The 18,077-nt window shown below is 69.6% G+C and carries 19 protein-coding genes; 10 read left to right on the forward strand and 9 right to left on the reverse strand.

Annotated elements, in window-relative coordinates; all coding sequences use genetic code 11:
• Window positions 1–36: 36 nt before the first annotated feature.
• The gene (locus tag AWC24_RS13145) at window positions 37–810 is read right to left on the reverse strand and encodes an Rv3717 family N-acetylmuramoyl-L-alanine amidase (protein WP_163705446.1); all 774 of its coding nucleotides are present in this window, start codon (window positions 808–810) and stop codon (window positions 37–39) included.
• Between the two features lie 116 nt (window positions 811–926).
• Here AWC24_RS13145 and AWC24_RS13150 point away from each other — a divergent pair, with 116 nt between their 5' ends.
• The 3 genes from AWC24_RS13150 (at window position 927) to AWC24_RS13160 (ending at window position 2,884) form a co-directional block, all read left to right on the forward strand.
• On the forward strand, window positions 927–1,262 hold the full coding sequence (locus AWC24_RS13150; protein WP_085085519.1) for a YbaB/EbfC family nucleoid-associated protein: 336 nt from the start codon (window positions 927–929) through the stop codon (window positions 1,260–1,262).
• A 10-nt stretch (window positions 1,263–1,272) separates the two neighbouring features.
• A complete protein-coding gene (recR, locus tag AWC24_RS13155; protein WP_085085521.1) occupies window positions 1,273–1,884 on the forward strand; it encodes a recombination mediator RecR in 612 nt (203 codons plus the stop codon).
• A 151-nt stretch (window positions 1,885–2,035) separates the two neighbouring features.
• Window positions 2,036–2,884, forward strand: a complete 849-nt coding sequence (locus AWC24_RS13160) for a type IV toxin-antitoxin system AbiEi family antitoxin (protein ID WP_085085523.1) — start codon at window positions 2,036–2,038, stop codon at window positions 2,882–2,884.
• Here the strand turns inward: AWC24_RS13160 and AWC24_RS13165 are convergent.
• The 7 genes from AWC24_RS13165 to AWC24_RS13195 all read right to left on the reverse strand — a co-directional run bounded on the left by AWC24_RS13165 (window position 2,881) and on the right by AWC24_RS13195 (window position 8,932).
• Window positions 2,881–4,047, reverse strand: coding sequence for an NAD(P)/FAD-dependent oxidoreductase (locus AWC24_RS13165; RefSeq protein WP_085085525.1), 1,167 nt, complete (start codon window positions 4,045–4,047; stop codon window positions 2,881–2,883). The two genes, AWC24_RS13160 and AWC24_RS13165, sit on opposite strands and share 4 nt — an antisense overlap.
• Complete coding sequence (locus AWC24_RS13170; RefSeq protein ID WP_085085527.1) at window positions 4,044–4,226, reverse strand: rubredoxin; 183 nt, start codon at window positions 4,224–4,226, stop codon at window positions 4,044–4,046. The genes AWC24_RS13165 and AWC24_RS13170 overlap by 4 nt, the downstream gene beginning before the upstream one ends.
• The gene (locus AWC24_RS13175; protein WP_085085529.1) at window positions 4,223–4,396 is read right to left on the reverse strand and encodes a rubredoxin; all 174 of its coding nucleotides are present in this window, start codon (window positions 4,394–4,396) and stop codon (window positions 4,223–4,225) included. The genes AWC24_RS13170 and AWC24_RS13175 overlap by 4 nt, the downstream gene beginning before the upstream one ends.
• Window positions 4,396–5,628: an alkane 1-monooxygenase gene (locus AWC24_RS13180; RefSeq protein WP_085085531.1), complete on the reverse strand. Its 1,233-nt coding sequence runs from the start codon at window positions 5,626–5,628 to the stop codon at window positions 4,396–4,398. The genes AWC24_RS13175 and AWC24_RS13180 overlap by 1 nt, the downstream gene beginning before the upstream one ends.
• 63 nt (window positions 5,629–5,691) lie before the next feature.
• Window positions 5,692–6,978 (reverse strand): PucR family transcriptional regulator, encoded by a 1,287-nt coding sequence (locus AWC24_RS13185; RefSeq protein ID WP_085085533.1) that lies wholly within the window; start codon window positions 6,976–6,978, stop codon window positions 5,692–5,694.
• Between the two features lie 17 nt (window positions 6,979–6,995).
• Window positions 6,996–7,712, reverse strand: a complete 717-nt coding sequence (locus AWC24_RS13190; RefSeq protein ID WP_085085535.1) for a type 1 glutamine amidotransferase — start codon at window positions 7,710–7,712, stop codon at window positions 6,996–6,998.
• Window positions 7,712–8,932 carry a Mur ligase family protein gene (locus tag AWC24_RS13195; RefSeq protein ID WP_085085537.1) on the reverse strand — a complete coding sequence of 407 codons (1,221 nt, stop codon included), beginning with the start codon at window positions 8,930–8,932 and terminating at the stop codon, window positions 7,712–7,714. The genes AWC24_RS13190 and AWC24_RS13195 overlap by 1 nt, the downstream gene beginning before the upstream one ends.
• 132 nt (window positions 8,933–9,064) lie before the next feature.
• Here AWC24_RS13195 and AWC24_RS13200 point away from each other — a divergent pair, with 132 nt between their 5' ends.
• Entirely contained in the window at window positions 9,065–10,063 is a 999-nt protein-coding gene (locus AWC24_RS13200; protein WP_085085539.1) for a DEDDh family exonuclease, read from the forward strand.
• 12 nt (window positions 10,064–10,075) lie between these two features.
• Here the strand turns inward: AWC24_RS13200 and leuA are convergent, their stop codons facing one another.
• Entirely contained in the window at window positions 10,076–11,890 is a 1,815-nt protein-coding gene (gene leuA / locus AWC24_RS13205) for a 2-isopropylmalate synthase (RefSeq protein ID WP_085085541.1), read from the reverse strand.
• A gap of 235 nt (window positions 11,891–12,125) precedes the next feature.
• Between leuA and AWC24_RS13210 the strand changes: the two genes are divergently transcribed.
• From AWC24_RS13210 to AWC24_RS13235, 6 genes are all read left to right on the forward strand, one after another.
• The gene (locus AWC24_RS13210) at window positions 12,126–13,391 is read left to right on the forward strand and encodes an aspartate kinase (RefSeq protein WP_085085543.1); all 1,266 of its coding nucleotides are present in this window, start codon (window positions 12,126–12,128) and stop codon (window positions 13,389–13,391) included.
• Window positions 13,392–13,394: 3 nt separating this feature from the next.
• Complete coding sequence (locus AWC24_RS13215; RefSeq protein WP_085085545.1) at window positions 13,395–14,444, forward strand: aspartate-semialdehyde dehydrogenase; 1,050 nt, start codon at window positions 13,395–13,397, stop codon at window positions 14,442–14,444.
• A gap of 83 nt (window positions 14,445–14,527) precedes the next feature.
• A complete protein-coding gene (locus AWC24_RS13220) occupies window positions 14,528–15,655 on the forward strand; it encodes a DUF4185 domain-containing protein (RefSeq protein ID WP_085085547.1) in 1,128 nt (375 codons plus the stop codon).
• A 53-nt stretch (window positions 15,656–15,708) separates the two neighbouring features.
• Window positions 15,709–16,071 carry a hypothetical protein gene (locus tag AWC24_RS13225; RefSeq protein WP_085085549.1) on the forward strand — a complete coding sequence of 121 codons (363 nt, stop codon included), beginning with the start codon at window positions 15,709–15,711 and terminating at the stop codon, window positions 16,069–16,071.
• 78 nt (window positions 16,072–16,149) lie between these two features.
• Window positions 16,150–16,506, forward strand: coding sequence for a hypothetical protein (locus AWC24_RS21860; protein WP_109560441.1), 357 nt, complete (start codon window positions 16,150–16,152; stop codon window positions 16,504–16,506).
• A gap of 122 nt (window positions 16,507–16,628) precedes the next feature.
• Complete coding sequence (locus AWC24_RS13235; protein WP_085085553.1) at window positions 16,629–18,077, forward strand: catalase; 1,449 nt, start codon at window positions 16,629–16,631, stop codon at window positions 18,075–18,077.

The raw sequence follows: 18,077 nt of genomic DNA on the forward strand, positions 1-18,077 counted from the left end.
GGCGGATCGTCGGCTCTGCATCCGACGCGGCCGGGCTTACTGGGCTTGTTGTGGCATGCTCTGCGCGCTCAGGTAGCCGGCAATCCCGCGCGCGACGGCGTCGGCGTAGCGCTGCCGCCCCGACGGACTCTCCATCAGGGCCGCGTCCGCGGGGTTTTTCATATTGCCCAACTCGACCAGGATCGACGGATACTCGGCCAGGTTCAGCCCGGCCAGGTCGGCGCGTCCTTTCAGGCCGTCGTTGCCGATGTAGTTGGCCGGCGGGATACCGGCGGCCTGCAGCTGGCTGCGCATCACCTGCGCCAACCGGACCGCCGGGCCCTCCTGGGCCGGGTTGAGTGGCGGCGCGGAGTAGTTGACGTGGAACCCGCGGCCGGTGGCCGGTCCGCCGTCGGCGTGAATCGACACGATCGCGTTGGGGTGCAGCGAGTTGGCCATCGCGGCGCGTTCATCGACGCACGGTCCGGGCCCGTTGTCGTCGCCGCGGGACATCGCGGTGCGCACCCCCGCGGAGTTGAGCGCCTGCCGAATCCGCAGCGTGGTGTCCCAGGCGAAGCTGTGCTCGGGATAGCCGGAGTTGGAGGTGGTGCCGCTGGTCTGGCAGTTCTTGGTGCCGCCCCGGCCGTTGGTCACCTGGCGGCCGATGGCCGCGGGGTCGGCGGTGCCGCTGTGACCGGGGTCGAGGAACACGATCATGCCGGCGATGTTGCCGGGGGCGGCCCAGGACGACGGGGCGCTCGGGACCGCGGCGGCCGCCACCAGGCCGGTGATGATCGCGATGCCGACACGCGAGAGAACAGGTACGCGCACGCCGCCAACGTAGGCTCGCGCCGACTACGCTGGTGCTTCAACACGCGCCGGGTCTTGGAGCCGAAACCAAGCCGCAACCAAGTCGAGACCACGCACAACAACGCAAGGGGAGTGTCATGCAACCAGGAGGCCCGCCCGACATGTCGGCGCTGCTGGCCCAGGCCCAGCAGATGCAGCAGCGACTGTTGGCCGCGCAGCAGGAGCTGGCCGCCACCGAGGTGCAAGGCGAGGCCGGCGGCGGCCTGGTCAAGGTCACCTCCAACGGCAGCGGCGAAGTGCTGGCCGTGCAGATCGACCCGAAGGTCGTCGACCCCGACGACGTCGACACGCTGCAGGACCTGATCGTCGGCGCGCTCGCGGATGCCTCGAAGAAGGCGCACACCCTGGCCCAGGAGCGGCTCTCCCCGCTGGCCGGTGGCATGGGCAACGCGCTCGGCATGCCGGGCACCTAGGTGTGCCACCTTGTTTGAAGGCCCGGTTCAGGACCTGATCGACGAGCTGGGCAAGCTGCCGGGTATCGGCCCCAAGAGCGCCCAGCGGATCGCGTTCCACCTGTTGTCGGTGGAACCGTCGGAGATCGACCGGCTCACCGCGGTGCTCACCAAGGTGCGCGAAGGGGTGCAGTTCTGCGAGGTGTGCGGCAACGTCTCCGACGCGCAGCGCTGCCGGATCTGCGGGGATCCGCGCCGCGACTTCGCCCAGATCTGTGTGGTCGAGGAACCCAAGGACGTGGCCGCCATCGAGCGCACCCGGGAGTTCCGCGGCCGCTACCACGTGCTCGGCGGGGCCTTGGATCCGCTCTCCGGGATCGGCCCGGAGCAACTGCGGGTGCGTGAGCTGCTCAACCGGGTCGGGGAGCGCGTCGACGGGGTCGACGTCAGCGAGGTGATCATCGCCACCGACCCCAACACGGAAGGCGAGGCGACCGCCACCTACCTGGTTCGGATGCTGCGCGACATCCCCGGGTTGAGCGTGACGCGTCTGGCGTCCGGGCTGCCGATGGGCGGTGACCTGGAGTTCGCCGACGAGCTGACCCTGGGCCGGGCGTTCACCGGCCGCCGCGCCATGGCTTAGTCGCCGCGACCCTTTCCCCTTCCCCGGCGCCCGCGCCCCTTCCCTTCCCCCCTTTCCCGCGAGCCTGTACTTAGCGTGCTCGCTACTCGCACTTCTTCGCGCCAACAACAGGCTCGTGGAATGTGTCAGTCCCCGTCGGCAGCATCTGGGCATGGGTGAGGTCTTCATCGGCAGCGAGGCGCTGGCGCAGGGGCGCCTCACCGAGTACGAGCTGCGCCGTTGGCATCGTGCGATTTGCCGCGACGTCTACGTGCCGGCAGGCCATCAGCTCACCCTGCGCGACCGCATCGAAGGGGCGTGGCTCCGGTCGGGACGCAAGGGTGTGATCGCGGGGGTGGCCGCATCGGCCCTACACGGCGCCAGATGGGTCGACGTCGATATCCCGATCGAACTCATCTGGTCCAACACCCGCCCGCCTGCCGGCCTCATCGCCCGTGACGAAACCCTCGCCGACGACGAAATCACCAAGGTCGCCGGTATACCGGTCACCACACCCGCCCGCACCGCCTACGACCTGGGGCGGCACCTGCCCAGGGTCCAGGCGGTGGCGCGGATGGACGCCCTGGCGCGGGCCACCCCGTTCAGCACCGAGGACGTGTTGCTGCTGGCCAAGCATCACCGCCGCGCCCGCGGCTTACGACGGCTGCGGACAGCGCTTCCGCTGGTGGACGCCGGCGCCGCCTCACTCGAAGAGTCCTGGCTGCGGCTGCGGCTCATCGATGCCGGGCTGCCCACTCCCACCACCCAGATCCCGGTGATCGAGCGGGGGTATTGGCCGTTCGCCTGGCTGGATATGGGCTGGGAGCGATATCGAGTCTCCGCCGAGTACGACGGCGATCAGCACCGCAAGGACCGCGCGCAGTACGTCCGGGACCACCGGCGTCAACGCAGGCTGGAAGCCTTGGGCTGGATCAACATCCGGGTGATCAACGAGGACGCGCCCAGCGACGTCATCCGCCGCGTCACCGCCGCCATGCGGTCCCGCGGCTGGCACCCCTAGGCCGGCACCAGCACATCGGCGATCGCTGCGCCGGCGGCGATCTTGCCGCGAGCCGACCGGACCTTCTCCGGAACCCCGGCGCCCACCACGGCGACCAGCACACCGTCGCGCTCGTAATAGGCGACGAACCGGCGGCCGTCATCCTCGGCCAGGTGCACGGTGTCACCGGCCTGCGGGTGGCCCAGGCACTGGATCTTGACGTCGTACTGGTCGCTCCAGAAGTACGGCACCCCCGCGCGCGGCAGCGCCGAACCCAGCATCGCCGACACCATGGTCTTCGCCTGCTCGGCGACGTTGCTCCAATGCTCGACGCGGGCCTGCCCGCCGGCCGGGTCGCGCCACGACGCCACGTCGCCGATCGCCCAGACGTCCGGGGCGCTGGTACGGCCGGCCTCGTCGCAGACCACACCGTCTGCGACGGCGATACCGCTGCCGGCCAGCCAGTCGCAGGCGGGCCGCGACCCGATGCCCACCACCACCAGGTCAGCCGCCACCACTGAGCCGTCCGACAGCGTCACCGACTCGACACCATCCGCGCCGGAGACAGAGCGCACCCCCATGCCGGTGCGCACGTCGACGCCCTCGTCGCGGTGCAGCCGGGTGATCAGCGCGCCCACCTGCTCACCCAGCACCGCCGCCAGCGGGGTGGGCTGCGGCTCCACCAGCACCACCGGCACACCGGCGCCGCGCAGACTGGCCGAGACCTCACAGCCGATGAAGCCCGCCCCGATCACCACGGCGCGCCGGGCGCCCGCGGCCCGCTCCCGGAGTGCCACACAGTCGTCGTACGACCGCAGTACGAAGACGCCGTCCAGGTCGCCGGCCTCGATGCGGTTGGGCACCAGGCCGGTGGCGATCACCAGCTGGTCGTAGCCCAGCACCTCGCCGTCGGCCAGCGTCACGGTGTGGGCCGTCACGTCGACGGCCCAGGCGGCGCGGCCGAGCCGCAACCCGATGCCGTTGTCGTCGTAGAACCCGGCCGGCTTGAGCGCCACATCATCGACCTCGCCGCGCAGCAGCTGCTTGGACAACGGCGGGCGGTCATACGGTGGGTGGATCTCGGCGCCGACGATGGTGATCGGGTCGGTGTAGTCGTTGCGGCGGAGCTGCTCGGCGGTGCGGACCGCGGCCAGCCCGCCACCGATGATGAGCACCCCGCTCACCGCCGCACCACCTCCACCATCTCGAAGTCGGCCTTCGCCGCGCCGCAGTCCGGGCAGCTCCAGTCCTCGGGGATGTCGGCCCAGCGGGTGCCGGGGCCGATGCCGTCCTCCGGCCAGCCCAGCGCCTCGTCGTACTCGAAGCCGCACTGCAGGCACCGGAACAGTTTGTAGTCGTTCATGAGTTCTCTCCCATCGGTTCGAAATCGAGCTTTTCGCGGACCGCACAGTCGGGGCAGGTCCAGTCGTCGGGGATCTGCGCCCACGTCGTCCCGGCTGGGAAGCCTTCGCGCGGTGCGCCGACACCCTCGTCGTAGACGTAGCCGCAGCCCGGGCATCCGTAGCCGGCCATCAGGCGTTCACCGCCGCTGCCCCGTAGCGGGCCAGAATCTTCTCCCGGCGGCGCGGCGAGATGTTGGCCCGGGTGATGTCGCCGGCGTAGTGCGCCAGCACCCGGTGGTCCATCAGCTTGCGCCACACCGGCGGGAAGTAGGTCACCCCGATCAGCGCCCCGTAGCCGGCCGGCAGGTTCGGCGAGTCGTCGAAACTACGCAGCGTCTGGTAGCGCCGGGTCGGGTTGGCGTGGTGGTCGCTGTGGCGCTGCAGGTGGTACAGGAACAGGTTGGTGACCATGTGGTCGGAGTTCCAGCTGTGCTGCGGGGTGCAGCGCTCGTAGCGGCCGCCGGCCTTCTTCTGGCGCACCAGGCCGTAGTGCTCCAGGTAGTTCACCGACTCCAGCAGCGACGAGCCGTAAAAGGCGTTGATCAGCAGGTAGGGGATAAGCGCGACACCGAACACCGCGATCATCACGCCCCAGAACAGCAGCGACATCGCCAGCGCGTTGATCACGTCGTTGCCCGGCCAGGTCCGCGGGTTCCAGGGGTTCTTGCCGGTCCTGCGGACACGCGCCGCCTCCAGCTCCCACGCCGAACGGATGCCGCCCCACATGCTGCGCGGCAGGAACTCCCAGAACGTCTCGCCGAAGCGGGCCGACGCCGGGTCCTCGGGGGTGGCGACCCGCACGTGGTGGCCGCGGTTGTGCTCGACGTAGAAGTGTCCGTAGCAGACCTGCGCCAGGGTGATCTTGGCCAGCCAGCGCTCCAGCGACTCCCGCTTGTGACCGAGCTCGTGGGCGGTGTTGATGCCCACCCCGGCCACCGTCGCCGCCGACATCGCCACACCGATCTTGCCCAGCCAGCCCAGCGACCCGTCGAAGCCCAGCCAGCCCAGGTCCGACGCGGTGAACAGGTAGGCGCCCAGGATGGCGCTGGCGTACTGGAACGGGATGTAGGCATACGTCGCGTAGCGGTAGTACTTGTCGTTCTCCAGCGCGGCCATCACCTCATCGGGCGGGTTCTGCCCGTCGGCCCCGACGGCCAGGTCCAGCACCGGCAGGATCACATACAGCAGGATCGGCCCGATAAAGAGCGGCAGTTGCGACGCGGTCTGCAGGCCGGCGGCGTTCATCGCCCACACCAGCGGCAGCACCAGGAACATCATGGTGGGCACGAACAGGCCCAACAGCCACAGCTGTCGTTTCTTGTCGTGCCAGATCTTCGGCTTGTCACTCAGTTCGGTAGTCATGTCGCCGACGTTAGGTATCGACGCCCGCTAGCCGCTCGTCCCGCGAAACCGGAATTCGGCGGGTTATTCGTCTCCGGGAGACAAGGGGGACAACACCGTGGCGCCGTACCACTGACAGAGCAGCAGCGCGATCTCCACGTCGAGGCGGTCCTCGGCGATCGGGCGGCCGCGACGTTCGATCGCGCGCTGGACGCGGTACTTCATCGTGTTGACGTGGAAGTGCAGTTGCTCGCCGGCCGCCTTGAAGCTGGAACCGGTCCGCAGGAACACCCGCAGCGTGTCGCGGAGTCGCTCGTCGCCGTCGGTGGCGTGGGCCAGTGGCCCGAGCACCTCACCGACCCAGGCCCGTGCGGCGGCCACGTTGTCGCCGCCGAGCAGTGCCGCCGCCGACAGCCCCGGATCGGCTGCCGCGCTGACCCGGGAGACACCGGAGGCCACCGCCAGGGTGTGTACCGCCAGCGCCTGCTGGTGCGACCGGCGGAAACCCTCGACGCCGGGCAGCGGATCACCGATCGCCACCCAGGGCCCGCCGGGTGCGGTCTGCGCGCTGCAACGGATCTGTTCCACCGCATCGACTCCGGCGGCCGAGGCCAACGGGATCCAGGCCCACCCGGTGGTGCTGTCGGCCGGGATGAACAGCGGCGCCCCTTGACCCGCAAGCGATTCGGTGAGCTGTTTGACGAAACCTTCGGCGGCGGTGAGCTTGTCGCCGGCTGACTCCGGGTACCAGACGATCAGCGCGACGTGGGTTCGCCGCAGCGGATAGCGGATCGCGGTGGTCATGGCGTCGACGTCCAGACTCTCGTCGGCGAGGATCTCCCGGACCCGCAACGCGCGCACCGCGTTTCGGCTCTCCAGCCAGCGTTCGCGTTCGGCCTGGTAGACCGCGGACACCTGTTGCGACATCTCGTCGATGTAGCCGAACATCAGCGTCGACATCTCCGAGAGCACATCCAGGCGCAGGTCGGGATCCAGGTCGGCGGAACGGATCTCCTCCAGCACCACCCGCAGCGCCATCGAGTGGCCCAGCCGGTAGCCGCGCACCAGTGCGTTCACCGGCACCCCGCGCTGCGCCAGCCGGCGGGCATGCTCGAGCGCCACGGGCGGCGCGGCGATATCGGCCACCGGGATGTTGTGCCGGATCGCCGAGAAGTAGGTTTCGACGTTGGCGGCCACGGTTTCGTGCAGCAGCTGCAGCAGCGACGAATCCCCGGTCAGGTCCGGCGACTCCCTGGCGATCAGATCCTCGATCACCTGCGTGGTTTCGGCCAGGTGATCGTAGAGCCGCTGCGAGATTCCGATCGCGGCCTCGGCGACGGCGGTGTCGGCGGACGTGCTCGGCTCGGCCATAGCCAGACCGTAGTCCGCTACTGGGCCCGGCGGGGCGCGGCCAGCCGCTCGCGGCGCAGCATCTCCACCTCGGGCAACTCCAGCGGCGCCAGTTCGCCGACCACCTTCGACAGCAGCAGGTCGGCCAGTTCGGGGTTGCGGGCCAGACACGGCCCGTGCAGATAGGTGGCCACGACGCTGCCCTGCACCGCGCCGTCGAATCCGTCGCCGGCCCGGTTGCCGGCGCCCTTGGTCACCTTGCTCAAAGGCGATGCGGCCGGACCCAGCACGGTGCCGCCGCGGTGGTTCTCGAAGCCGGTCAGCGGCTGCGTCAGCTCGGCCGGCAGCGGGTCTGCGACCACTTCGCCGATGGTGCGCGTCTGCTGCGGTGAGGTGGTCACATCCAGCAGGCCGACGCCCTCGACGCGTTCTCCGGCCGAGGTCTCATACCAGGCCCCGAGCACTTGGACGGCCGCGCAGATCGCCAGGACCGGCGCCCCGCGTTCTGCGGCGCGCTGCAGGCCCGGGTAGCGGATCAGATGCCGGGTAGCCAGCCGCTGCGCGTAGTCCTCGGCGCCGCCGAGGGTGTAGAGGTCCAGCGACTCCGGCACCGGGTCGGCCAGGGTGATCTCGACGATCTCGGCGGCGATACCGCGCAGTGCCAGCCGCTGCCGCAGCACCACCGCGTTGCCGCCGTCGCCGTAGGTGCCCATCACGTCGGGCAGCACCAGCCCGATCCGCACCGGATCAGCCATCACCCCAACCTCCGCTGCAGCTGTAAGAACGCGGTGTAGTTGGCGACGACCTCGACCGGCCCGGGTGGGCAGGAGGCGATCGCGGCGAGGGTGTCGTGCACCAGGGTGTGCTGCACACCGGCGTAGCCGAGTCGCACCGCCAGATCGGTGCCGCGCTCGCCGGCGGCCACCACCGCCACCCCTTCGAAGTGCTCGAACCGCACATCCCACAGCCAGGACAGGTCTTCGCCGTCGGGCACCTGCCCGTTGACGGCGATCACCACCCCGGCGGCGTGGTGGTCGACCATCGACAGCGCCTCCTGCCAGCCTGCCGGGTTCTTGGCCAGCAGCATGCGCACGGTGTGCTCGCCGACCTGCACCGACTTGTAGCGCCCGGCCACCTCATCGACGGCGGAGACCGCGGCGACGGCCTTGACCGGGTCGGCGCCCAGGGCGACCGCAGCGGCGACGGCCTGGGCGGCGTTGCCGCGGTTGACGGTGCCAGGCAGGGCCAGCCGCATCGGCAGCACCAGCCCGTCGGGTCCGTACAGCGAGTCGTCGTCGAACCACCACTGCGGGGTGGGCCGGACGAAGTCGCATCCGGTGGAGGACCAGTGGCCGTCGCGCCGGTCGATCACCTCGCCGCTGCGCGGGCAGCTGACCGAGTCGCCCGCCCACCCGACGCCGGCGGCCACCCACACCACGTCGGGACAGTCGTAGGCGGCCGAGGTCATCAGGATGTCGTCACAGTTGGCGACCACGATCGTCTGCGGATGCCGGGCCAGGCCGGTGCGCAGTGCGCGTTCCACCGCGTTGATCTCCCCGACCCGGTCCAGCTGGTCCCGCGACAGGTTCAGCAGCACCACCACCGCCGGCGACACCGCGTCGGCCACGTGCGGCACATGCATCTCGTCGACCTCGAGCGCGGCCAGCCCAGCGGTGCGGTCGGCGGCCAGCGCCGCCACCAGCCCGGCGTCCATATTGGCGCCCTCGGCGTTGGTGGCGACCGGGCCCAGGTCGCGCAGCGCGGCCGCGATCATCCGGGTCGTGGTGGACTTGCCGTTGGTGCCGGTGACCACGACGCTGCGCCGCCCGGTGCCGAGCTGACGCAGGATCGAGCGGTCCAGCGTCATCGCGACCAGGCCGCCGATCATCGCGCCGGCGCCGCGGCCGGTGATGCGAGAGGCCCAGCGGGCGCTTGCTCCGGCGGCCAGCGCGAGGCGTCCACGGGCGGTGATCACCCGACGAGTTTAGGGGCGACCACAAGCGCGGTGTTCGCGCCGGGCGCACCGGGTCGCCCCGCGACCGATTGAGTCGCCGACACGAGCCCTCGCCGACCGCTATCGGTCACCCCGGCATGCCATTCTCATGGCATGAGTGCGCTGTGGGGGCGCCCGGCCCGCGAACCCGGCGACGGCTGGGTGGTCGTCGACGTCGAGACATCGGGGTTCCGGCCCGGGCAGGCCCGCGTGCTCAGCCTCGCCGCCCTGGCGCTCGACGCCGACGGGCGAATCGAGAAATCGGTGTCGCACCTGGTCAACCCGGGCACCGATCCGGGTCCCACCCACGTGCACGGGCTGACCGCGGAGATGCTGGCGGGCCAACCGCAGTTCGCCGACGTCGTCGACGAGGTCGCGGCGCTGTTGGAGGGGCGCACCCTGGTGGCGCACAACGTGGCGTTCGACTACACGTTCCTGGCGGCCGAGGCCGAGATGGCCGGCGCTGAACTGCCCGTCGACTCGGTGATGTGCACGCTGGAGCTGACCCGCCGGCTGGATCTGGGCCTGGCCAACCTGCGGTTGCAGACGCTGGCCGCGCACTGGGGTGTGGTGCAGACCAGGGCGCACGACGCGCTCGACGACGCCCGAGTGCTAGCCGGAGTGTTGCAGCCGGCCCTGCAGCGGGCCCGGGAGCGCGATGTGTGGCTGCCGGTTCGGCCGGTGACCCGGCGCCGGTGGCCCAACGGCCGGGTCACCCATGAAGAGCTGCGGCCGCTGAAGGCGCTGGCGTCGCGGATGGCGTGCGCCTACCTCAACCCGGGCCGCTACGTGCGAGGACGCCCGCTGGTGCAGGGCATGCGGGTGGCGCTGTCGGCGGAATGCACCCGCACCCACGAGGAGCTCGTCGAACGGATCTTGCACGCGGGGCTGGCCTACAGCGACGTCGTGGACACCAACACCTCGCTGGTGATCTGCAACAACGACCGCCCGGAGCAGGGTAAGGGCTACCAGGCGCGGGAACTCGGGGTGCCCACGGTCTCCGACGAGCAGTTCATGGCCTGCGTCGACGGCGTGGGCGGGGTCGTCGGAGGCACCGACATCGAGCAGTTCGTCGACACCGGCCCGGCCGGTGAACAGATCTCGCTGTTCTGAGGACCCCGGGACTCAGCCCAGGCGAGCCGCCCGGTTCACCGCCGAGACCACCGCGCGCAGTGACGCCGTGGTGATCGACGACGCGATCCCGACGCCCCAGACTGTCTGGCCGCTCACCGAAGCCTCCACGTACGCCGCGGCCTGGGCCTCCTCGCCGGCGCTCATCGCGTGTTCGGAGTAGTCGAGCACGTTGACGTCGATCCCGACGTTGCCCAGCGCATCGACGAACGCGGCCAGTGGCCCGTTGCCGGAGCCGGTGATCTCGGTCTGCACTCCGTCGACCAGGACGGTGGCCTCGATGCGGTCGGTGCCGTCGTCGGTCTCGGCGGCGATCAACCGCTGATGCATCCGCTCCAGCGGCCGGATCGGGTTCAGGTACTCCTCGGCGAACGAGTCCCACATCTCCTTGGGGGTGACCTCGCCGCCCTCGCCGTCGGTCAGCTGCTGGATCACCTTGGAGAACTCGATCTGCAGTCGGCGCGGCAGCACCAGCCCGTGGTCGGTCTTCATCACATACGCCACGCCGCCCTTGCCCGACTGCGAGTTGACCCGGATCACCGCTTCGTAGGTGCGGCCCACATCGCGGGGGTCGATCGGCAGGTAGGGCACCTGCCAGAGCATGTCGTCCATATCGACGTCCGCGTCGTCGGCATCCAGCTTCATCTGGTCCAGGCCCTTGTTGATGGCGTCCTGGTGACTGCCGGAGAACGCGGTGTAGACCAGGTCCCCGCCGTAGGGGTGGCGTTCGGGCACGTTCAGCTGGTTGCAGTACTCCACGGTGCGGCGGATCTCGTCGATGTTGGAGAAGTCGATCTGCGGGTCCACACCCCGGGAGAACAGGTTCATCCCGAGCGTCACCAGGCAGACGTTCCCGGTGCGTTCGCCGTTGCCGAACAGGCAGCCCTCGATCCGGTCCGCCCCGGCCTGATACCCCAGCTCCGCTGCGGCGACCGCGGTGCCGCGGTCGTTATGCGGGTGCAGGCTCAAGATGACCGAGTCGCGCCGATTGAGGTTGCGGTGCATCCACTCGATCGAATCGGCGTAGACGTTCGGGGTGGCCATCTCCACGGTGGCCGGCAGGTTGAAGATGATCGGGTTGTCCGGCGTCGGCTCGAGAACGTCGCCGACGGCATCGCAGACCGCTTTGGCGTACTCCAGTTCGGTGCCGGTGTAGGACTCCGGGGAGTACTCGTAGCGCCACCGGGTGCCCGGGTACTTGGCCGCCTCTTCCAGGCACTTGCGTGCCCCGGCAACCGCGATCTGCTGCACCGCGGCGCGGTCGGCGCGGAAGACCACCCGGCGCTGCAGGATCGACGTCGAGTTGTAGAAGTGCACTATCACGTTGGGGGCGCCGTTGCAGGCCTCGAAGGTGCGCTCGATCAGCTCGTCGCGGCACTGCGTGAGCACCTGCAGGGTGACGTCGTCGGGGACGGCGCCGGCTTCGATGATCTCGCGGACGAAGTCGTAGTCGGTCTGGCTCGCCGAGGGGAACCCGACCTCGATCTCCTTGTAGCCCATGTTCACCAACAGGTCGAACATCCGTCGCTTGCGCGCCGGGCTCATCGGGTCGATCAGCGCCTGGTTGCCGTCGCGCAGGTCGACGGCGCACCACATCGGGGCACGCTCGATGACCCGGTCGGGCCAGGTGCGCATCCGCAGGGTGATGGGCTCCACCTCGTCGGCGAAGCTGCGGTACCGGCTGACCGGCATCGTCGAGCCGCGCTGGGTGTTCCAGCCGGGTTGGCCGGGGTTGGGCGGACCGGCGGGTTTGGTGATACGGCGACCCGACGTGAAGGCATCGGGGGAGGCCTGGGAAAAACTGGTCACGGTGATTGCTCCGGGGTTCTCAGATGGAATTGGAGACCGGCGCATCGCGAACACCCGCGACGGGAAGCCGGTCTGGATCAGACCCCGCCGCGGCGTCCGAGAAGGAGCACCCGCTGCACATCGTGCAGTTTACGCGCTCAGACGGCTGTTGCGGAAAACGGCCCCGGGCGCAGCGTCAGCGCACAAAGCCGCTTCCCCTATTCTGGGACGAGCCCATCCGAGGGAGGGATGAATAGTGGCGCTCGTCGTGCAGAAATACGGCGGCTCGTCGGTGGCCGACGCCGATCGGGTCCGCAGCGTCGCCGAGCGCATCGTCGAGACCAAGAATGTCGGCGACGACGTCGTCGTGGTCTGCTCGGCGATGGGCGACACCACCGATGACCTGTTGGACCTGGCCCAACAGGTGTCGTCGGCGCCACCGGCCCGGGAACTGGACATGCTGCTCACCGCGGGTGAACGGATCTCCAACGCGCTGGTGGCGATGGCCGTCGAGGAGTTGGGCTGTCAGGCCCGCTCCTTCACCGGATCGCAGGCCGGGGTGATCACCACCGGCGTGCACGGCAAGGCCAAGATCATCGACGTCACCCCGGGCCGGCTGCAGGCCGCGCTCGGCGAAGACCAGGTGGTGCTGGTCGCCGGTTTCCAGGGAGTCAGCCAGGACACCAAGGACGTCACCACGCTGGGACGCGGCGGTTCGGACACCACCGCGGTGGCGCTGGCCGCAGCCCTGAACGCCGACGTCTGCGAGATCTACACCGACGTCGACGGCATCTACAGCTCCGACCCGCGCATCGTGCCCAACGCCAAGAAGTTGGACACCGTCACCTTTGAGGAGATGCTCGAACTCGCCGCCTGCGGCGCCAAGGTGCTGATGCTGCGCTGCGTGGAGTACGCCCGCCGCTACCACCTGCCGATTCACGTGCGCTCGTCGTACACGGACAAGCCCGGCACCATCGTTACCGGATCAATCAAGGACATTCCCATGGAAGACGCGCTGCTGACCGGAGTCGCCCACGACAAGAGCGAAGCCAAGGTGACCGTCGTCGGCATCCCCGACCTGCCCGGCTACGCGGCCAAGATCTTCCGCGCGGTCGCCGACGCCGACATCAACATCGACATGGTGTTGCAGAACGTCTCCAAGCTCGAGGACGGCAAGACCGACATCACCTTCACCTGTCCGCGGGACAACGGCGAGGCCGCGGTTGCCAAGCTGGACTCGCTCAAGGCCGAGATCGGCTTCACCGAGGTGCTCTACGACACCAACGTGGGCAAGGTGTCGCTGGTCGGGGCGGGCATGCGCAGCCACCCCGGGGTCACCGCCACGTTCTGCGAGACGCTGGCCGACAACGGCATCAACATCGACCTGATCTCCACCTCCGAGATCCGCATCTCGGTGCTGGTGGCCGAGGACGACTTGGACAAGGCTGTGGTCGCGCTGCATCAGGCATTCGACCTCGGCGGCGACGAGGAAGCCACCGTCCACGCCGGAACGGGGCGCTGACGAATGGGTCGCCAGGGGTTATCAATCGGGGTAGTGGGCGCCACCGGCCAGGTCGGCCAGGTGATGCGCACCCTGCTCGACCAGCGCAATTTCCCCGCAGATGACCTGCGGTTCTTTGCTTCGGCGCGATCGGCCGGGCGCAAGCTGGAGTACCGCGGCGCCGAGATCGAGGTCGAGGACGCCGAGACCGCCGACCCCACCGGTCTGGACATCGCGCTGTTCTCGGCGGGTGGGGCGATGTCGAAGGTGCAGGCGCCGCGGTTCGCCGCCGCCGGCGCCACGGTGATCGACAACTCGTCGGCGTGGCGCAAGGACCCGGACGTCCCGCTGGTCGTCGCAGAGGTGAACTTCGATCGGGACGTGCGCGGGAAGCAGTTGGCCAAGGGCATCATCGCCAACCCGAACTGCACCACCATGGCGGCGATGCCGGTGCTCAAGCCGTTGCACGAGGAGGCCGGCCTGACCCGGCTGATCGTCTCGACCTATCAGGCGGTCTCGGGCAGCGGGCTGGCCGGGGTGCGGGAACTGGCCGAGCAGGTCCGCGCGGTCGCCGACGGTGCCGAGCAGTTGGTGCACGACGGCGGTGCGGTGACCTTCCCGCCGCCGAAAACCTACGTCGCGCCGATCGCCTTCAACGTGGTGGCGCTGGCCGGTTCGCTGGTCGACGACGGCTCGGGCGAGACCGACGAGGACCAGAAGCTGCGCTACGAGAGCCGCAAGATCCTCGGCATTCCGGAGCTGCTGGTCAGCGGCACCTGCGTGCGGGTGCCGGTGTTCACCGGGCACTCGCTGTCGATCAACGCCGAGTTCGCCCGGCCGTTGTCCCCGCAGCGGGCCGCTGAGCTGCTCGCCGCCGCCCCCGGGGTGACCGTGACCGATGTGCCCACCCCGCTGGCCGCCGCCGGTGCCGACGACTCGCTGGTGGGCCGGATCCGGGTGGACCCCGGCGCGCCCGACGGGCACGGCCTGGCGCTGTTCGTGTCGGGCGACAATCTGCGTAAGGGCGCTGCGCTCAACACCATTCAGATCGCCGAGCGGCTCGCCGCTCCCTAGCCCGGCGGCTTTGGGCGCCGAACGTGCACCGGCTGCGAAGGATCGCGACGAATGTCGCGGTGATTGCACGCTCGGCGGGGTGTATGGCCCTGGCCGCACTGGTGACGGCACCGTTGGTCGCGCACGCCGAACCGCCCGCGCCGATCCCGCGTCCGGTGTGGTGGCCATTGGCCGAAGGTCAGGTGGTCCGCATCGGCCCGAGCGCGGGAACCGGCACGCTCACCGGTGATTACGGCATCGGCGCGACCGATCTGTGCGAGTTCATGGAGTTCCCCAGCGCGATGCTGCAGATCTGCGGGGACAGCTTCGCCGGCCAGGGTGTGGGGTTCGGCGGCTGGTACTCGCCGATCGCACTGCGGCTCGATCCGGATTCGGTCGACGACTCCGCCGGGGTGCGCCACACCGGTGTGCTCGGCGTGGACAGGCCGCTGCTGGCCGACCCGTCGCCGGCCGGCAGCACGCAACTGCCGGCCGGGGTGGTCTCGATCAACCGCACCAACTACCTGATGGTGACCACCGCCAAGATGCTGGTGCCGCAGACGTCGCGGCTGGTGAAAGCCGATCCGGCACAACCGGGTTGGCCGACGGTGCCGGGCTCGGTGCGGGCTGCCTCCCACCAGGATTTCGGCCAGTCCCAGATCAGTGGCTACTACGATCCGGTCCCGGCCCCCGACTCGGTCACCGGCTGGGTGTACGTCGTGGCCAACAACTTCGACCGCAGCGCGTCGGTGACGCTGTACCGGGTCACCCCGGACAAGTTCACCGACCGGTCGGCATGGCAGGGCTGGTCGGCCGACAAGGGCTGGGGGCATAAGCCCACGCCGTTGTGGAACGACCAGATCGGCGAGCTCAGCCTGCGCCAGGTCGACGGCAAGCCGGTGTTGTCCTACTTCAACGGCACCACCGGGAACATGGAGGTGCGGGTGGCCTACGAGCCGACGGGGTTGGGAACCGCCCCGGTGACCACGGTGGTGCAGCACGCCGAGTGGCCGGACCCGCCGGTGCCGGTGGAGACGCTGCCGTCGCCGTTCGACAACCGACTGGCCCAGCCCTACGGCGGCTACATCTCACCGGGATCGACGCTGGACGAGTTGCGGGTCTTCGTCAGCCAGTGGAACAACAGCGAGCCGTGGGCCCGGGCGCCGTATCGGGTGATCCAGTTCGCGGTCAATCCGTTCAAGCCGTGGTCGGCCGGCATCGTTCATAGCTGACGCATAGCCGGCACCTAGCGGTCGGGGGTGGTTGCCCACGCACCATGTCAACCATGAGCGAAACACCCGAAACCACGACACCCCCGGCCACACCGCCCGGGCCCGTCGAGCCGAAGCCGTACTGGGTCTATCGGCTCGCCGCCTGGGTGGCCATCGTCGCCGGGGTGGTCTTCATCGTCTCGTCGATCTTCTTCGCCGGGGTGTGGGCCAGTAAGGGCGGCCCGCGCGGGCATCACTGCCACCACGGGCCGCATCACGGCGCGATGTTCCACAAGGGCTTCCACGACGGTCCCCGGCAGGGCCCCCACCACGGCCCGGGCCGGATGGGGCCGCCGACGGGTCCGGAAACCGCGGGTCCCGGCGAGGTTCCGCCGTCGGTCTCGCGGCCCGCGCCACCGCCGCCGCCGGGCCGGTAAGCCCCGGCCACGATCAACCAGCCGCCGCCCCTCCCGAAGGGCGGCGGCTGGCGTCGTTGTCAGGCATGATTGGGCGATATGACCGAAACACCTGCACCGAAGCCGCCGCCACCGCCGCCACCGGCAGCACCGGCGGCCAAACCGAACCGGCTGTACCAGGCCGCAGCGTGGGTGGTGATCGTCGCCGGGACCGTGTTCATCGCCGCGGTGATCTTCTGCGCCGGCAGCTACCTCAGCAACGGCGGTTGGGGCGGACACCATCACGGGCATTGCATGATGCACCACGGTCCGCCCATGGGCCCCGGTTCCGGGCCCGCCGACCACGGCAAGGAACCGGGCTGGCCGGGGTTCCGCCCCGCCGGCCCGGGTAACCCGCCGGGTGGACCGCTCGGTCCGCCGCCGGGACCGCCGCCGGCGGCACCGCCGCACCGGTAGTTCCCAGCAGACCCGCTGAGTGTGCGGTTTCCTACGCCTCGCATGGCGAGCTGCGCGGGAAACCGCAACCTCGCGGGCCCCTTTGAGCCGAAATCCTTTGAGCGAAAGAGGAGACCTGACCGATGGCCGAGCACCACACCACCACCGAGGCCGGCGCCCCGGCGCCCAGCGACACCGACGCGCTGACGATCGGCCCGGACGGCCCGATCCTGCTGCAGGACCACTATCTGCTCGAGCAGATGGCGATGTTCAACCGGGAGCGCACCCCGGAACGTCAGCCGCACGCCAAGGGGGGCGGGGCGTTCGGGCACCTCGAGGTGACTGCTGACGTCAGCGCCTACACCAGGGCGGCCGTGTTCCAGGCGGGGGTCAAAACCGAGATGCTGGCCCGGTTCTCCACGGTCGCCGGCGAACGCGGCAGCCCCGACACCTGGCGTGACGTGCGTGGTTTCGCGCTCAAGTTCTATACCACCGAGGGCAACTTCGACATCGTCGGCAACAACACCCCGGTCTTCTTCTTCCGGGACCCGATGAAGTTCCAGCACTTCATTCGTTCCCAAAAACGTTTGGTGGCAAGCAATCTGCGTGACCACCACATGCAGTGGGACTTCTGGACGCTCAGCCCGGAATCGGCGCATCAGGTCACCTACCTGATGGGTGACCGCGGTCTGCCGAAATCCTGGCGGCACATGAACGGCTACGGCAGCCACACCTACAGTTGGAGCAACGCCGCCGGTGAGATCTTCTGGGTGAAGTACCACTTCATCAGCGACCAGGGTGTCGAGAACCTCAGCCAGCAAGACGGCGAGCGGCTCGCCGGCGCCGACGCGGACTACCACCAGCGGGATCTCTACGATGCGATCGAACGCGGCGACCATCCCAGCTGGGCGGTGAAGGTGCAGATCATGCCGTTCGAGGACGCCAAGACCTACCGGCTCAACCCGTTCGATCTCACCAAGGTGTGGCCGCATGCCGACTACCCGCTGATCGACGTCGGGCGTTTCACCCTGGATCGCAACGTCAGCGACTATCACAACGAGATCGAGCAGGCGGCCTTCGAGCCGAGCAACACGGTGCCCGGCACCGGGCTGAGCCCGGACAAGATGCTGTTGGCCCGCGGCTTCTCCTACGCCGACGCCCACCGGGCCCGGATCGGGACCAACTACAACCAGTTGCCGGTCAACGCGCCGAAGACCGACGTGCACGCCTACTCCAAGGACGGCGCCATGCGGTTCCGCAACGCGACCGACCCGGTGTACGCGCCGAACTCGGTCGGCGGCCCGGTCGCCGACCCGGCCCGCGCCGCCGAAGTGCGGTGGCATGCCGACGGCGACATGGTGCGCGCGGCGTACACGCTGCGTGACGATGACGACGACTTCGGGCAGGCCGGCACCCTGGTCCGTCACGTGTTCGACGAAGAGCAGCGGAAACGGTTGGCCGCCAACATCATCGGCCATGCCTCCGCCGGCGTTCGCGAGCCGGTGCTGTCCCGGGTGTTCGAGTACTGGCGCAACGTCGATGAGGATCTGGGGCGCGAGGTGGAGGCCGGGGTGCGGGCCAACCTTGGCTGA

It is taken from the genome of Mycolicibacter senuensis (assembly GCF_002101885.1).
GTDB lineage: Bacteria > Actinomycetota > Actinomycetes > Mycobacteriales > Mycobacteriaceae > Mycobacterium > Mycobacterium senuense.